Source organism: Metabacillus hrfriensis, from assembly GCF_030127205.1.
In the GTDB taxonomy this organism is placed as follows: Bacteria; Bacillota; Bacilli; order Bacillales; family Bacillaceae; genus Bacillus_P; species Bacillus_P dongyingensis.
Window position 1 is genome coordinate 1,632,485 of record NZ_CP126116.1, and the last position, 14,106, is coordinate 1,646,590.

General features: G+C 44.7%; 14 protein-coding genes. All 14 read left to right on the forward strand.

The genetic code is table 11. The annotated features are described in order from the left end of the window. Positions 1 to 16: 16 nt before the first annotated feature. The 14 genes from QLQ22_RS08105 to QLQ22_RS08170 all read left to right on the forward strand — a co-directional run bounded on the left by QLQ22_RS08105 (position 17) and on the right by QLQ22_RS08170 (position 14,105). The gene (locus QLQ22_RS08105; RefSeq protein ID WP_284016767.1) at positions 17 to 1,624 is read left to right on the forward strand and encodes a long-chain-fatty-acid--CoA ligase; all 1,608 of its coding nucleotides are present in this window, start codon (positions 17 to 19) and stop codon (positions 1,622 to 1,624) included. Beyond that, positions 1,614 to 2,498, forward strand: a complete 885-nt coding sequence (locus QLQ22_RS08110) for a 3-hydroxyacyl-CoA dehydrogenase family protein (protein ID WP_223441038.1) — start codon at positions 1,614 to 1,616, stop codon at positions 2,496 to 2,498. The genes QLQ22_RS08105 and QLQ22_RS08110 overlap by 11 nt, the downstream gene beginning before the upstream one ends. Positions 2,499 to 2,508: 10 nt before the next feature. Next, a complete protein-coding gene (locus QLQ22_RS08115) occupies positions 2,509 to 3,342 on the forward strand; it encodes a 3-hydroxyacyl-CoA dehydrogenase family protein (protein ID WP_284016412.1) in 834 nt (277 codons plus the stop codon). After that, positions 3,339 to 4,487 carry an acyl-CoA dehydrogenase family protein gene (locus tag QLQ22_RS08120; protein WP_223441042.1) on the forward strand — a complete coding sequence of 383 codons (1,149 nt, stop codon included), beginning with the start codon at positions 3,339 to 3,341 and terminating at the stop codon, positions 4,485 to 4,487. Before QLQ22_RS08115 ends, QLQ22_RS08120 begins: the two co-directional genes overlap by 4 nt. Before the next feature lie 19 nt (positions 4,488 to 4,506). Then, positions 4,507 to 5,688 (forward strand): thiolase family protein, encoded by a 1,182-nt coding sequence (locus tag QLQ22_RS08125; protein ID WP_252208438.1) that lies wholly within the window; start codon positions 4,507 to 4,509, stop codon positions 5,686 to 5,688. A 21-nt stretch (positions 5,689 to 5,709) separates the two neighbouring features. Then, entirely contained in the window at positions 5,710 to 6,093 is a 384-nt protein-coding gene (locus QLQ22_RS08130) for a PaaI family thioesterase (RefSeq protein ID WP_284016413.1), read from the forward strand. 6 nt (positions 6,094 to 6,099) lie between these two features. After that, positions 6,100 to 6,882 (forward strand): enoyl-CoA hydratase/isomerase family protein, encoded by a 783-nt coding sequence (locus QLQ22_RS08135; protein ID WP_284016414.1) that lies wholly within the window; start codon positions 6,100 to 6,102, stop codon positions 6,880 to 6,882. 16 nt (positions 6,883 to 6,898) lie between these two features. After that, positions 6,899 to 7,312, forward strand: a complete 414-nt coding sequence (locus QLQ22_RS08140; RefSeq protein WP_284016415.1) for a PaaI family thioesterase — start codon at positions 6,899 to 6,901, stop codon at positions 7,310 to 7,312. Positions 7,313 to 7,745: 433 nt separating this feature from the next. After that, positions 7,746 to 8,570 (forward strand): M55 family metallopeptidase, encoded by an 825-nt coding sequence (locus QLQ22_RS08145; protein ID WP_284016416.1) that lies wholly within the window; start codon positions 7,746 to 7,748, stop codon positions 8,568 to 8,570. Between the two features lie 13 nt (positions 8,571 to 8,583). Next, positions 8,584 to 9,516 carry an ABC transporter permease gene (locus QLQ22_RS08150; protein WP_223441060.1) on the forward strand — a complete coding sequence of 311 codons (933 nt, stop codon included), beginning with the start codon at positions 8,584 to 8,586 and terminating at the stop codon, positions 9,514 to 9,516. Then, the gene (locus QLQ22_RS08155) at positions 9,516 to 10,469 is read left to right on the forward strand and encodes an ABC transporter permease (protein ID WP_284016417.1); all 954 of its coding nucleotides are present in this window, start codon (positions 9,516 to 9,518) and stop codon (positions 10,467 to 10,469) included. The genes QLQ22_RS08150 and QLQ22_RS08155 overlap by 1 nt, the downstream gene beginning before the upstream one ends. 4 nt (positions 10,470 to 10,473) lie before the next feature. Continuing rightward, positions 10,474 to 11,469 (forward strand): ABC transporter ATP-binding protein, encoded by a 996-nt coding sequence (locus QLQ22_RS08160; RefSeq protein WP_223441064.1) that lies wholly within the window; start codon positions 10,474 to 10,476, stop codon positions 11,467 to 11,469. A gap of 32 nt (positions 11,470 to 11,501) precedes the next feature. Then, entirely contained in the window at positions 11,502 to 13,118 is a 1,617-nt protein-coding gene (locus QLQ22_RS08165; protein ID WP_284016418.1) for a peptide ABC transporter substrate-binding protein, read from the forward strand. A gap of 63 nt (positions 13,119 to 13,181) precedes the next feature. Then, entirely contained in the window at positions 13,182 to 14,105 is a 924-nt protein-coding gene (locus tag QLQ22_RS08170; protein ID WP_223441068.1) for a S66 peptidase family protein, read from the forward strand. Position 14,106: the final 1 nt, after the last annotated feature.

Sequence of the window (14,106 nt, forward strand, 5' to 3'; positions counted from 1 at the left end):
GGGTAGTGTGGAGCGTATGATTCAGCGTCCCTGGCATTCTTTTTATCAGCACGGGGAGGTTCATATTCCGGAACAGTCTCTTTATACGATGCTTAAGAAAACGGCTGAACGCTATGGCGGTCAAACCGCGATTATTTTCGAAGAGGAAGAACTGTCATATCTGGAGCTTAAGAGCAAAGTCGATTTGCTGGCAGGCAAATGGAACGAAATGGGGTTCAAAAAGGGTGAGCGCATTGGATTAATGCTTGCCAATCACCCCGATTACGTCATTTCATATTACGCTGCTCATGCACTGGGGCTGATTGTGGTGCAGATTAATCCGATGTACACAGCAAGAGAGCTGCTTCAAATCGTAACAGATGCTGAAGTGACTTCGATCGTGGCAGATGCCTCGGGCAGGAAAACAATTAATGAAGTCAGCGACCTGTATTCCTTCAGACATATGATGGCTTCTCAGCTGTCAGACACAGACGGCCGTTATCTGAAGCTTGAAGAGTTAATAGCCTTTGGAATTCCTTTAAAAAGTCCTGCTGAAATCAATGCGAAGGAAGATGTGGCAGTCATTCAGTACACAGGGGGAACTACAGGGAAAATGAAGGGCGCGATGCTGACACATTTTAATCTGTCAGCCAACGTCTATCAGAGCTGCCTAATGTACGGGGAATCCATGGTTCAGGGAAAAGAAACGGTGCTGATCGCAACACCGCTCTATCATGTGTACGCTATGACAAGCGGCATGAATTTGGGGATCTTCATTGGAGGCAGACTGCTTTTATTCAGAAAGTTCGAGATTGATGATGTGCTTGCGAAAATCAAAAAGCATAGGCCTACTTTTTTTCCGGGCGTACCGAAGATGTACATCGCTTTTGTCAATCATCCTGAGATTGAAGAGGCAAAGCTGAGTTGTCTAAAGTTATGTTCGTCAGGATCTGCTCCGCTTCCGGTTGAAATCATTCAGCGTTTCGAACGCTTGACGGGAACGCGGATTGGGGAAGGATTCGGATTGTCAGAAGCTTCGCCTTCCACACACCGCAATCCGCCGTTTGGCAAAAGAAAAATCGGCAGCATCGGTATTCCGGTTCCAGAAACAGACTGCATGATTGTGGATGAGGACAACCGGGAGCTAGGGGAAAAAAGTGTCGGGGAGCTTTTGATCAAGGGTCCGCAAATTATGAAGGGCTACTGGAACAATGCAGCTGAAACACACGCAGCGCTGCAAAATGGCTGGCTGTACACCGGGGATCTGGCGACGATGGATGATGAAGGTTACTTTTATATTGTCGGCCGCAAAAAAGAAATGATCATTTTGGGCGGTTTTAATATTTATCCGCAGGAAATCGAAGGTGTCCTCTATGAGCACCCGGATGTGAAGGAAGCGGCTGTTGTAGGATTGCCTGATGAAGAGCACGGAGAAAGAGTGAAAGCGTATGTTGTGCCAAAGGATGGGAAGACAATTGATAAAGAAGAGCTGAGAGGCTATTGCTATACAAAACTGACACCCTATAAAGTTCCAAAGCAGTTTGATGTGCGAGACAGTCTGCCGCGGAATACGGTTGGAAAACTGTTAAAACGGCTGCTGATAAAAGAAGAATCAGAGAGAGGGGACAACCTGAATGGGAATTGAATCAATTGAAAAAGCAGCTGTGATTGGAGCAGGGACAATGGGATCGCAAATCGCGATGGTCTGCTCACTTGCAGGATATCCGGTTACATTGCAGGATGTAAGCGGGGAAAACCTTGAAAAAGCAAAGCAGTTTTTAGGTGTACAAATGGAGAAGCGAGTGAAAAAGGGAAGGTTTACCGCAGAGGAAGTTGAAACTGCGTTCAGCCGGATTTCGTTTACCGCGTCTCTTGATGAATTAAGGGAAGCAGATCTTGTTATTGAAGCGATCGTTGAAAAACTGGATGTAAAAAGAGCGCTATTTAAGAAGCTGGATGAGATCACCCCGCCGCATGCCATTTTGGCCACAAACAGCTCAACAATCGTCAGCTCAAAAATAGCGGATGTAACTGGCCGTCCCGATAAGGTCTGCAACATTCACTTCTTCAACCCTGCATTAGTAATGGAGCTTGTGGAAGTTGTGAAAGGACCGCACACCTCTGATGAAACTGCTCAAACGTCAATGGACTTTGTGAAAAAGATTAATAAGCTGCCAGTTTTATTGAATAAAGAAATCTCAGGATTTATTGCCAACCGCATTTTAGGAAAACTGATGGATGAAGCGGTGTACCTTTTTGAAAACGGCTATGCAGCCTTTGAAGAAATCGACCTCGTTTGTACAAAAGCGCTGAATCATCCGATTGGCCCGTTCGCCTTAATGGATCTGACCGGCATTGATGTCAACTATTTTGTCAGAATGCAGCGCTATGAGGAAAGCGGAAATGAGCGTGATAAGCCTGCCAAGATCGTTCAGGAAAAGGTGGAAAAAGGGGAGCTGGGCAGAAAAACCGGCAAAGGTTTTTACACATATGACAACAAAAAGGCAGCAGTGAAATAGGGGGGATTCTGTGCAAAAAGTCAGTGTAATTGGTGCAGGAACGATGGGCCGGGGGATTGCCTTTGCATGTGCGGCTGCAGGGTTTTCAGTTGTTGTTCAGGATATTCATGAACAATCGCTGAATACTTGCCGCGCCTATGTGTCAAAGCAATTCGAAAAAATAGGCAAGACAGATGCAGAGGCCAACATGATCTACACTACTGAACTAAAGCAGGCAGCAGAAGACGCAGATCTCATTATTGAAGCAGTGCTTGAAGTGATGGAACTGAAAATCAGCGTGTTTAAAGAGCTTGACCGCTATGCTAAACCTTCAGCGATTATGGCAACCAATACATCAACTATGAGCCCGACTGAAATCGGTGCCCAAACAAGCCGCCCCAAGCAGTGCATTGCGCTTCACTTTTTCAATCCTGTGCCAAAAATGAAGCTGATCGAAGTCATTTGCGGCCTGGAAACGTCCGAAGACACAATCGATGCGTGCTTTCAATTTGGAGAAGCACTTGGAAAAGAATGCGTAAAGATTAATGAGTTTCCCGGTTTTGCTGTCAGCCGCATGAATTGTCTGATCGGAAATGAGGCGATGACAATGGTGATGGAGGGAGTCGGTTCTGTTCAGGATATCGATAAGGCGATGAAGCTGGGCTTAAATTATCCAATGGGACCGCTTGAACTTGCTGACTTAGTCGGGCTCGATACGAGGCTCAGGAATATGGAATATCTTTATAAAACGCTTGGCGAAAAATTCCGTCCGTGTCCGATCCTTGTGAAATATGTAAAGGCAGGCTGGCTAGGGAAAAAAAGCGGCCGGGGATTTTATAAATACAGCCAGGGGGCAAGCTCATGAACTTTCAATTTGATGAGGACATTCAATTTTTAAAACGGAGCGTCCGTGATTTTGTTCAAACAGAAGTTGAAGCTGTTGCGATGGAAATTGAGGAATCAAATGCGATACCGGAACGGATCATTTCGATGTCAAAGGAACTGGGGCTTTTCGGATTAAGCATTCCGGAGCAATACGGAGGTCTAGGCATCGGAATGGTTGGAAAATGTGCTTTGTATGAAGAAATCGGTGCAACTCATAACGGATATACGACGTTAATCGGTGCTCATACAGGCATTGGAACAGTCGGAATTGTCGAGATGGGAAATGAACAGCAAAAGCAGAAGTACCTGCCTGCCATGGCGAGCGGCGAGAAAATCGGCGCCTTTGCCTTAACAGAGCCGAGTGCCGGCTCTAATGCGACAAATCTTAAAACGTCTGCTGTGAAAAAGGGAGATAAATATATTCTTAACGGCACGAAGCATTACATCACAAATGCGACTGAGGCAGATGTATTTACTGTGATGGCCGTAACGGACTCTTCAAAAGGTGCAAAGGGCATCACGTCTTTTATCATAGAAAAAGATTTTCCGGGATTCCAAGTAGGAGCTGTTGAAAAGAAAATGGGGCTCCGCGGTTCACATTCAGCTGAGATCATTTTAGAAGATTGTGAGGTTCCCGCTGAAAATATACTTGGTGAAGAGGGCCATGGGTATGTGAATGCTCTTAAAATCCTCGCAAATGGACGTGCAGGTCTTGCGGCCCGAAATCTGGGATCGTGTCAAAAGCTGCTTGACCTATCGATGACGTATTCCCAGGAAAGAGTGCAATTTGATGTTCCTATTTTTGAACATCAGGCAGTTTCCCATATGATTGCAGAGATGGCGATGGAAATTGAAGCCCTGCGGTCGTTTACCTACCGGGTCGCCTGGATGGTGGACGAAGGCATGAAGGTGATTAAAGAAGCGGCGATGCTGAAGCTGTTCGGATCTGAAGTGTATAACCGTGTGGCAGATAAAGCCGTTCAGGTACATGGCGGAATCGGCTATATTGCTGATTACCCCATCGAGCGATTTTTCCGGGATGCACGGATTACGAGAATCTATGAAGGCACTTCCGAAATTCAGAAAAACATCATTGCAGGTCAATTGAAAAAGCAATATCAATAAAGGAAGGAGCAGCGAAACCATGGAAACCATTGTAATTGCAAGTGCCGTGCGAACACCAATTGGCCGGTACGGAGGAGCGCTAAAAGATGTTGGGGCCAGTTTTTTGGCTTCCTATGCGATAAAGGAGGCACTTAATAGAGCCGGAGTTCCTGCAGAACAGGTCGATGAAGTCATTTTAGGGGAAGTCAGACAAACCACCCTTGCCTCTAATGTTGCGAGAGTTGCAGCTCTTCGGGCTGGTATTCCGGAAACAGCTCCTGCATTTTCAATTAACCGGCTTTGCGCTTCAGGTATGCAGGCCATAGCCTCAGCCGTACAGCAAATTCAGTCAGGGCAGGCTGAAATCGTTGTTGCCGGCGGCACGGAGAATATGAGCCAGGCGCCGATTTATCTTCGAGGCTCCCGTTTTGGCGGAGATGCTGCTCATTTGGTTGATTCAAATAAAGAGAACGGGCAGCAGCCAAAGGAAACGTTTGGGGAGCATCTCGGAATGGGCATTACAGCTGAAAATGTTGCCGAGAAATATCAAATTTCCAGAGAAGATCAGGATGCCTTTGCCCTTGAAAGTCAAAAGAGAGCGGAGAAGGCAAATCGAAATCTGCTCTTTCAGGATGAAATAGTGCCGATTGATGTTCCTCATAAGAAAGGGTCTGCTTTATTTAATACAGATGAACATCCGCGCCCTGAAACAACCTATGAAAAGTTATCACAATTAAAGCCTGCATTCAGAAAATCTGGGACAGTGACCGCTGGAAATGCATGCGGACGCAATGACGGGGCAGCCGCTTTAGTCCTGATGGCAGAAAGCAAAGCAAAGGAGCTCAATATAAAGCCGATTGCGAGAGTAGCAGATTGGGCGGCGGCAGGTGTTTCCCCTGAAATTATGGGCATTGGTCCGGTACCGGCTGTGCGGAAGCTTTTAGAAAGAACCAATAAAAGCATCGGCGATATTGATGTGTTTGAATTGAATGAAGCATTTGCTTCTCAAGCCCTTGCTGTAATCAGAGAGTTAGAGCTTGATAGAAAAAAAGTCAACGTAAATGGCGGGGCAATTGCACTCGGCCATCCACTCGGCGCGACAGGTGCAAGAATTGTGACGACGCTGGTTCATGAGATGAAACGGAGAGATCACAGGCTTGGTGTGGCGACGCTCTGTGTTGGAGGAGGCCAGGGAATGGCCATGATGATTGAACTCATATAAGAGCCGAAAGGAGCGGGGCAGATGCTGGACATTATGCATTCTTCTTTTTTTGACCATTTGTCCCTTCGGAGGGAGCAGAATCAAGGAGAAGAAATTATCATTTCCGCTGTGATTGAAAAGGAGCATCTAGAAGATTCCGAAACGATTGGGAGCGGGATTTTTTACACGATGCTTGATATTGCTATGGGAACAGCTGCATCTAAAGCGGGAGGTGCTCCTTCTGCAACAATTGCCTTAACAACAACCATTTTTGATTTATCCGTCAAGTCGTCATTATTATGCAGGGCTAAAGTGACGCACTGTTTTGAGGGCATGGCATCTGCTGAAGGCTGGGTCTTTGACGAATACCAGACCCTGATTGCGAAAAGCCAGGCAGACTTTAAACTGCTGAAAAAAAGGAGCTGAAGAAAGATGAACACTTTTGCAAATATTGAGATCAGAAAATCAGATGGACTTGCTTATCTTGTCATCAATCGACCTGAACTTCGTAATGCCTTAAATAAAGAAACGTTAAATGAAATGATGGAAGCTTTAGAAATCCTTGCAGCAGATGATAAGACCGGATGTGTGGTGTTTACCGGAAGCGGCGAAAAATCATTTGCAGCAGGTGCTGATATCCGCCAGCTGAAGTCAAGAACAGCACTTGATGTCTTTAACCGCGGAGGCATGCAGCAGGTTTATGATTACATAGAAGCCTACTATAAACCAACAATCGCCATGGTGAATGGGTATGCACTTGGCGGAGGCTGCGAGCTTGCGATGGCATGTGATATCCGGATTGCTTCAGAAAATGCCAAGTTCGGACTGCCTGAGCTGAATTTATCCATCATACCAAGTGCCGGCGGAACACAGCGGCTTGCAAGACTTGTTGGAAAAGGTGCAGCAATGGATATGATTCTAAGAGGGAAAATCATTGATGCGAAGGAAGCGTACCGAATAGGGTTAGTGTCAGAGATTGCAAGCATCGAAGAGCTGCAGGAAAAAACTGAGGTAACAGCGGGACAAATTCTTTCAAAAGGCCCTCTTGCGGTAAAACTTGCGAAGCTTGCTGTGCATGCAGGATTTGATGCCGATCAAAAAACAGGACTTGTGATTGAAAAGCTAGCGCAGGCTGTTCTTTTTTCAACTGATGATAAAAATGAGGGAACGTCTGCCTTCTTAGAAAAAAGAAAACCTCAATTCACAGCCAAATAAGAAAGGATGAACACACTTGGCCATTCTCGTTCAGGATATTCGGGAAAGCTTTGAAAGCAGCCCTTTTTTCAACCATATGGGAATTGAAATCATTCATTTTGAAGAGCATTCCGTAAAGATTAAGCTCACAATCAATGAACATGTCCTGAATGCAAATGGAACACTGCACGGCGGTGTTCATGCGACAATGCTCGATTTTATCCAGGGCATGCTGCTCAGATCCATTACGAAAACTAGATGTGCAACACTAAACCTGAACACGCAATACTTGGCAGCCATCTCAGAAGGTGACATTTTCGCAGAAGCAAACGTTTTGCAGCTTGGCTATAAGCTTGCTTTTTTGGAGGGTGAAATAAAAGATTCATTTGGAAAAATAGTGGCCAAGGGAACAGGAACGTTTAAAGTTATCAGAGGATCAGAAAGTATTTAGATGGACGAAGATTATGCATGTGAAATTCGGCAGGGAGTCTAAATAACTGTTTTCCTGCAGGCGGAATAAAACCTGCCGAATGGAAAGTATGCAGATCGGGATATTTGTCCGGGTATGTGCCGGATGGAACGGAATCTGGGATGGAAGGTCGTTCAAACCCTTTATATATAAAGGGTTTTTTGTGCTTGCTGTTAAAATTATTGTCTTTTAAAATTCCTGAAAAATTCATTCTTTTACTCTATCTATTGACTTGAAAGATAGGTTTTCCTGCACATTAATTCTACTAAAATGTGTATTTATTAGGGCTTTTTATCCATGGTAAATGAAGTAAATGTATTCGGGATTGTGTATTTTTATGTAAATGTTATTGTAAAGTAATGATATTTAATTTATAATTTTAAGAAAATTGGAAATATAAACAGGGGGAATTTGGGTGAAGATATATGTCTCAGTTGACATGGAAGGAATCACTGGACTCGCTGATGAGACACATGTGAATTCATCTAAGCACAATTACGAACGGGGCCGTCAAATCATGACGGATGAAGCCAATTATGTCATCCAATCTGCCTTTGACCATGGTGCAAAAGAGGTCATTGTCAATGACAGTCATTCAAAAATGAACAATTTGCTGATCGAAAGACTGCATCCGGAAACACAGCTGATTACGGGAGATGTAAAACCATACAGCATGGTGCAGGGACTTGATGACAGTTTTTACGGTGCGATGTTTGTCGGGTATCATGCACGCGCTTCAAAAAAAGGCGTGATGTCACATACGATGATTTTTGGGGTCAGGGAGATCTACATAAATGATACGGCTGTTGGAGAATTAGGTTTTAATGCTTATGTTGCCGGCTATCACGGCATACCGGTTTTGATGGTTGCGGGAGATGATCAGGCAGCAATGGAAGCGGAAGCGCTCATACCGAATATCACGACAGCTGTCGTAAAGGAAACTATTTCAAGGTCTGTCGTCAAATCACTGACACCTGTCAAAGCAGGAGAGCTGCTCATAGAAAAGACTGCCCTCGCCATTAAAAACAGAGAAAACGTAATGCCGCTCACTCCTCCAGACCGTCCGCTTATGGCCATTGAGTTTGCCAACTATGGACAAGCTGAATGGGCAGCGCTTATGCCGGGAACAGAGCACTTAGAAAACACCACGATTGTCCGCTACCAGGCACGCGACATTCTTGAGGCTTACCGGGCAATGCTCGTAATGACGGAGCTTGCGATGAGAACGACATTCTGTTAGGAAGTGAGAATTTATGAATACATATCTTTTTAAACGTCTGCTTTCCATGGTCCTTACACTTTGGCTGATCATTACGCTCACGTTCGTTCTGATGCATACGATTCCCGGTTCGCCTTTTAATCAGGAACGCGGGACAAGCGAAGCGGTTCAGCGAAATCTTGAAGCTTATTACCATTTAGATGAACCGCTGCCGGTACAATATGCGATGTACATGAAATCACTTGTCACGTTTGATTTTGGACCTTCTATCAAAAAGTCTTCTCAAACAGTCAATGAACTGCTTGGCCGCGGCTTTCCGGTTTCCTTTGAGCTTGGAATCGTCACGCTTATTGTAGCTGTCTTTTCAGGAATTGCGCTTGGCATCATTGCAGCGCTCCGCCACAATGGATTCATTGATTATTTAGCCATGACAATCGCCGTTCTCGGGATATCCGTTCCAAACTTTATTATGGCGACCCTATTAATTCAAAATCTGGCTGTTAATTTAAAAATACTGCCTGCTGCAACCTGGTCGAGCCCGATGCACATGATTTTGCCGACACTTGCGCTTGCTACAGGACCGATGGCGATCATTGCGCGTCTGACAAGGTCAAGCATGCTTGAAGTGCTTACTCAGGATTACATTCGGACAGCCCGGGCAAAAGGACTTTCACCAGTCAAAATCGTGTTCAAGCATGCACTTAGAAACGCACTGCTGCCAGTTGTAACCGTTCTTGGAACGCTTGCTGCCAGTATTTTAACAGGAACATTTGTAATTGAGAAAATTTTCGCGATACCCGGCATGGGAAAATACTTCATTGAAAGCATTGGAACCCGCGACTATCCGGTCATAATGGGCACGACCGTTTTTTACAGTACAATTTTGATCGTGATGCTGTTCCTTGTAGATGTTGCATATGGAATTTTAGATCCGAGAATTCAATTAAATAAAAGGGAGGGAAGATAATGGAGCTTAGAAAACAGCATGATCCTCACCTTTCCCGGGATATCCCTGATGATTGGTTTGTTCCAAAAATCAGGGACAAGCAGGATGCAGAAGCCGTCGTCAGACCGAGTCTTTCCTACTGGCATGATGCCTGGAGAAGACTGCGTAAAAATAAGCTTGCCATGACAGGCTTGCTCTTCTTGATTTTTATTGCCTTTATGGCCATTTTCGGGCCGATCATTTCACCGCATTCCGTCAGAACACAAATTCTGACTGATCAAAATCTGCCTCCGTCCGCTAAATACTGGTTCGGTACAGATGAACTTGGCCGCGATGTTTTTACAAGAACTTGGTATGGGGCGAGAATTTCGCTTTTCGTGGCAGCGATTGCCGCATTAATAGATTTTGCGATTGGGGTTCTTTACGGCGGAATTGCCGGCTATAAAGGAGGGAAAATCGACCATTATATGATGCGTGTCGTTGAAGTCCTGTACGGCCTTCCTTATTTGCTTGTCGTTATTTTGCTCATGGTCGTGATGGGGCCAGGTTTGTTTACTATTATCGTTGCGCTGACTGTCACAGGCTGGATCGGTATGGCGAGGATCGTAAGAGGACAGGTTCTTCAAATCAAAAACTATGAATTTGTTCATGCTTCTAAATCATTCGGGACGAAAACCAGCAGGATCATCAGGAAAAACCTCCTGCCCAATACAATGGGGCCAATTATTGTTCAAATAACACTTACGATTCCTTCTGCTATTTTTGCAGAAGCGTTTCTGAGTTTTCTCGGACTTGGGATTCAGGCTCCGTTTGCAAGCTGGGGTGTGATGGCAAGTGATGCTCTTTCAACAATCTTAACAGGACACTGGTGGCGCCTCTTTTTTCCTGCCCTCTGTATCTCTCTGACGATGTTTGCATTTAACGTGCTTGGAGACGGACTGCAGGATGCGCTTGATCCGAAGCTAAGGAGGTAACATCATGGAAAAAGTACTGGAAGTAAACGAACTCCATGTTTCTTTTCAAACATACGGGGGACGTGTAAAAGCGGTCCGTGGCGTAAGCTTTGATTTGCGAAAAGGCGAAACACTCGCAATAGTAGGAGAGTCGGGCTGCGGAAAAAGTGTGACTTCCCAAAGCATTATGCGCCTAATTCCTGAACCGCCGGGAACAATTGATTCAGGCTCCATCCTTTTTAAAGGAAAAGACGTAACCAAAATGAAGGAAAAAGAGCTTAGAAAGCTTCGCGGCGCTGAGATTTCGATGATCTTTCAGGATCCGATGACAGCGCTGAACCCAACGCTGACCATAGGTGATCAAATCATGGAAGGCATTATCCAGCACGAAAGCATGCCGAAAGAAAAGGCAAAACAAAAAGCACTTGAGATGATGAATCTTGTTGGCATCCCAAGCCCTGAAGCTCGGTTAAAGCAGTATCCGCATCAATTCAGCGGAGGGATGCGGCAGAGGATTGTAATTGCGATGGCTCTTGTCTGCGAACCTGAAGTGTTAATCGCAGATGAACCGACCACCGCTCTTGATGTGACGATTCAGGCTCAAATTCTCGATTTATTCCGCGACATTCAGAAGAAAACAGGCGTTTCCATTATTCTGATTACCCATGATTTGGGAGTTGTCGCACAAGTAGCTGACCGGGTAGCGGTTATGTATGCCGGTAAAATCGTGGAAGCAGGATCAAGAAGAGAAATTTTTTATCAGCCGCAGCATCCGTACACAAAGGGACTGCTTCGTTCCATCCCGCGTCTTGATATTGAAGGAGAAGAGCTGATTCCGATTGCAGGTTCACCTCCTGATTTATTTTCTCCTCCAGAAGGGTGCCCGTTTGCGGCAAGGTGTGAGCATGCAATGGAAGTTTGTGATCGTGTGTATCCTTTTACGTCTGCATTGAGCAAAGAGCACCAAGTGGACTGCTGGCTGCAGGACAGCCGCGCATTAGCTGCAGCATCAATGAAATAAACATATAGATCAAGAATAAGAGGGGGAGAACAATGAAAAAGTGGATGGCTATATTCCTGACTGCCTTGTTAGTATTTATACTTGCAGCATGTACAGCAAATGAGAGTGCAGGAAAGGATACAGAAAAAGAAGAAAAAGAGAAAGAGAAAATTTTGCACCTTAATAATGGAGCTGAACCAACATCATTTGACCCTGTCATTGGATTTGACGCTGTTTCATGGAATGCGCTGAACAACTTAATGGAGGGTCTTACCCGTTTAGGAAAAGATCATGAGCCTGAAGCAGCAGCGGCTGAGAAATGGGACGTTTCTGAGGATGGCAAAACGTATACTTTCCACATTCGCGAAGATGCAAAATGGTCAAACGGCGATGATTTAACAGCCGGCGATTTCGTGTTTGCGTGGAAACGCCTTTTAAATCCTGAAACAGGATCAGGAGCAGCATTTTTAGGCTACTTCATTGAGGGCGGAGAAGCTTACAACAGCGGAACTGGCTCTGCAGATGATGTAAAAGTGAAAGCCGTTGACAAAAAGACATTTGAAGTTACACTAATCAGTCCTCAAGCATATTTCTTAAGTGTCATTGCGAACCCGGCATTTTTCCCGGTGAATGAAAAAGTAGCTGCGGAAACACCAGACTGGTTTGCAGAAGCTGACACGTTTGTTGGCAACGGACCCTTCTCACTCGAGTCATGGGAGCATGACAAGGAATTTGTAATGAAGAAAAACGATCAGTACTGGGATGCAAAAAACGTGAAGCTTGATGGCGTTCATTGGGCGATCGTAGAAGATACTAATACAGAATACCAGCTCTACCAAACAGGCGAATTGGATACATCAGACGTGCCTGCTGACTTGGCAGAATCTCTTTTTGAAGAAGGAAAAGCAAATGTTGAAGAACAGGCTGGAGATTACTTCTACCGCATGAACGTAACAATTGAACCGTTCCAGAACGTAAACATCCGCAAAGCATTTGCAATGGCAGTTGATCAAAAGCAAATCGTTGATTTCGTAACGAAAAACCAGGAAACAGCAGCATACGGCTTCGTGTCACCTGGCTTTAAAGATCCATCAGGCAAAGACTTCCGCGAAGCAAGCGGCGATCTTGTGAAAACAGATGCAGCTGAAGCAAAAGCATTGCTTGAGAAAGGCATGAAAGAAGAAGGGTATGACAAGCTGCCTGAAGTAACATTAACTTACAGTACAGATGATACGCATAAGAAAATTGCGGAAGCGCTTCAGCAAATGTTTAAGGAAAATTTAGGCGTGGATGTTAAACTTGCGAACCTTGAAGCGAACGTATTTGCAGAAGATCAAAAAGCATTGAAATTCCAGCTTTCAAGAAGTTCATTCTTAGCTGACTATGCCGATCCTGTAAACTTCCTTGAGAACTTTCAAACAGGACATTCCATGAACCGCACTGGCTGGACAAATGCTGAGTACGATCAATTAATCAAAGACTCTAAAAATGAATCTGACGAAGCAAAACGCTTTGAAATGCTGTACAAAGCAGAAAAGATTTTATTTGAAGAAGCACCGATCATTCCGATCCATTTCTACAACCAGGTTTACTTGCAAAATGAAGATGTATCAGGCATCGTCCGTCACCCTGTCGGATATTTAGAACTAAAATGGGCAGATAAGAAGTAAGCCAGGCAAAAGGGGTGTTCAGCTGATTGAACATCCCTTTTCTATATAAAGGAGACTAGTAGCATGATAAAACCCCAGGCTTTAAAAAAAGGCGATACGATCGGCATTATTTCCCCGGCAAGTCCTCCGAATAAAGAGAACCTTAAGCGCTCTCTTTCTTTTTTAGAAGAAACAGGCTTGAAATTTAAGCTCGGCAAACATATTGAACGGGAATACGGATACCTTGCAGGAACCGATGAAGAAAGAGCAGAAGATATTCATACGATGTTTCAGGATCAGGAGGTAAAAGCCATCATCTGCGCTTGCGGCGGCTTTGGAACAGCCCGAATGGCCTCTCTATTGGACTATGACCTTATTCAAAAGAACCCGAAGATTTTCTGGGGTTACAGCGATATTACTTTTTTACATACAGCCATCAGACAGAAGACCGGTCTCGTTACGTTTCACGGACCTATGCTCAGCTCTGATTTTGGAGAGGAAGCCGGTGTTCTTCCGATAACCAAACAGTATTTTCATCAGCTTTTTGAGAACAGCCCTCTAACTTATAATGAATCTCTTTCGCCCCTTGAAATCATGATTGAAGGAAAAGCAAGCGGTGAGCTTGTTGGCGGGAATCTATCATTAATCACAAGCTCGGTCGGTACCGCTTTTGAGATTGATTCGAAAGAGAAACTGCTTTTAATTGAAGACATTGATGAAGAGCCTTATGCAGTCGACCGCATGCTGAATCAGCTTTATATGTCGGGCAAGTTAACAGACGCAGCTGGTATTCTCGTCGCTGATTTTCATAACTGCGTTCCTCAAAAACGAAAAAATTCAATTCCGTTTGATGAAGTGCTGGCCCATTACATAAAACTTGCAGGCAAACCCGCTTTAAGAGGGTTTAAAATCGGACACTGCAGTCCTAATATCTCTGTTCCGCTTGGAACACATGCAGAAATGAATACATTCGAAAAGAAAGTTGTAATCGAAAGCGGGATTCTTTAAT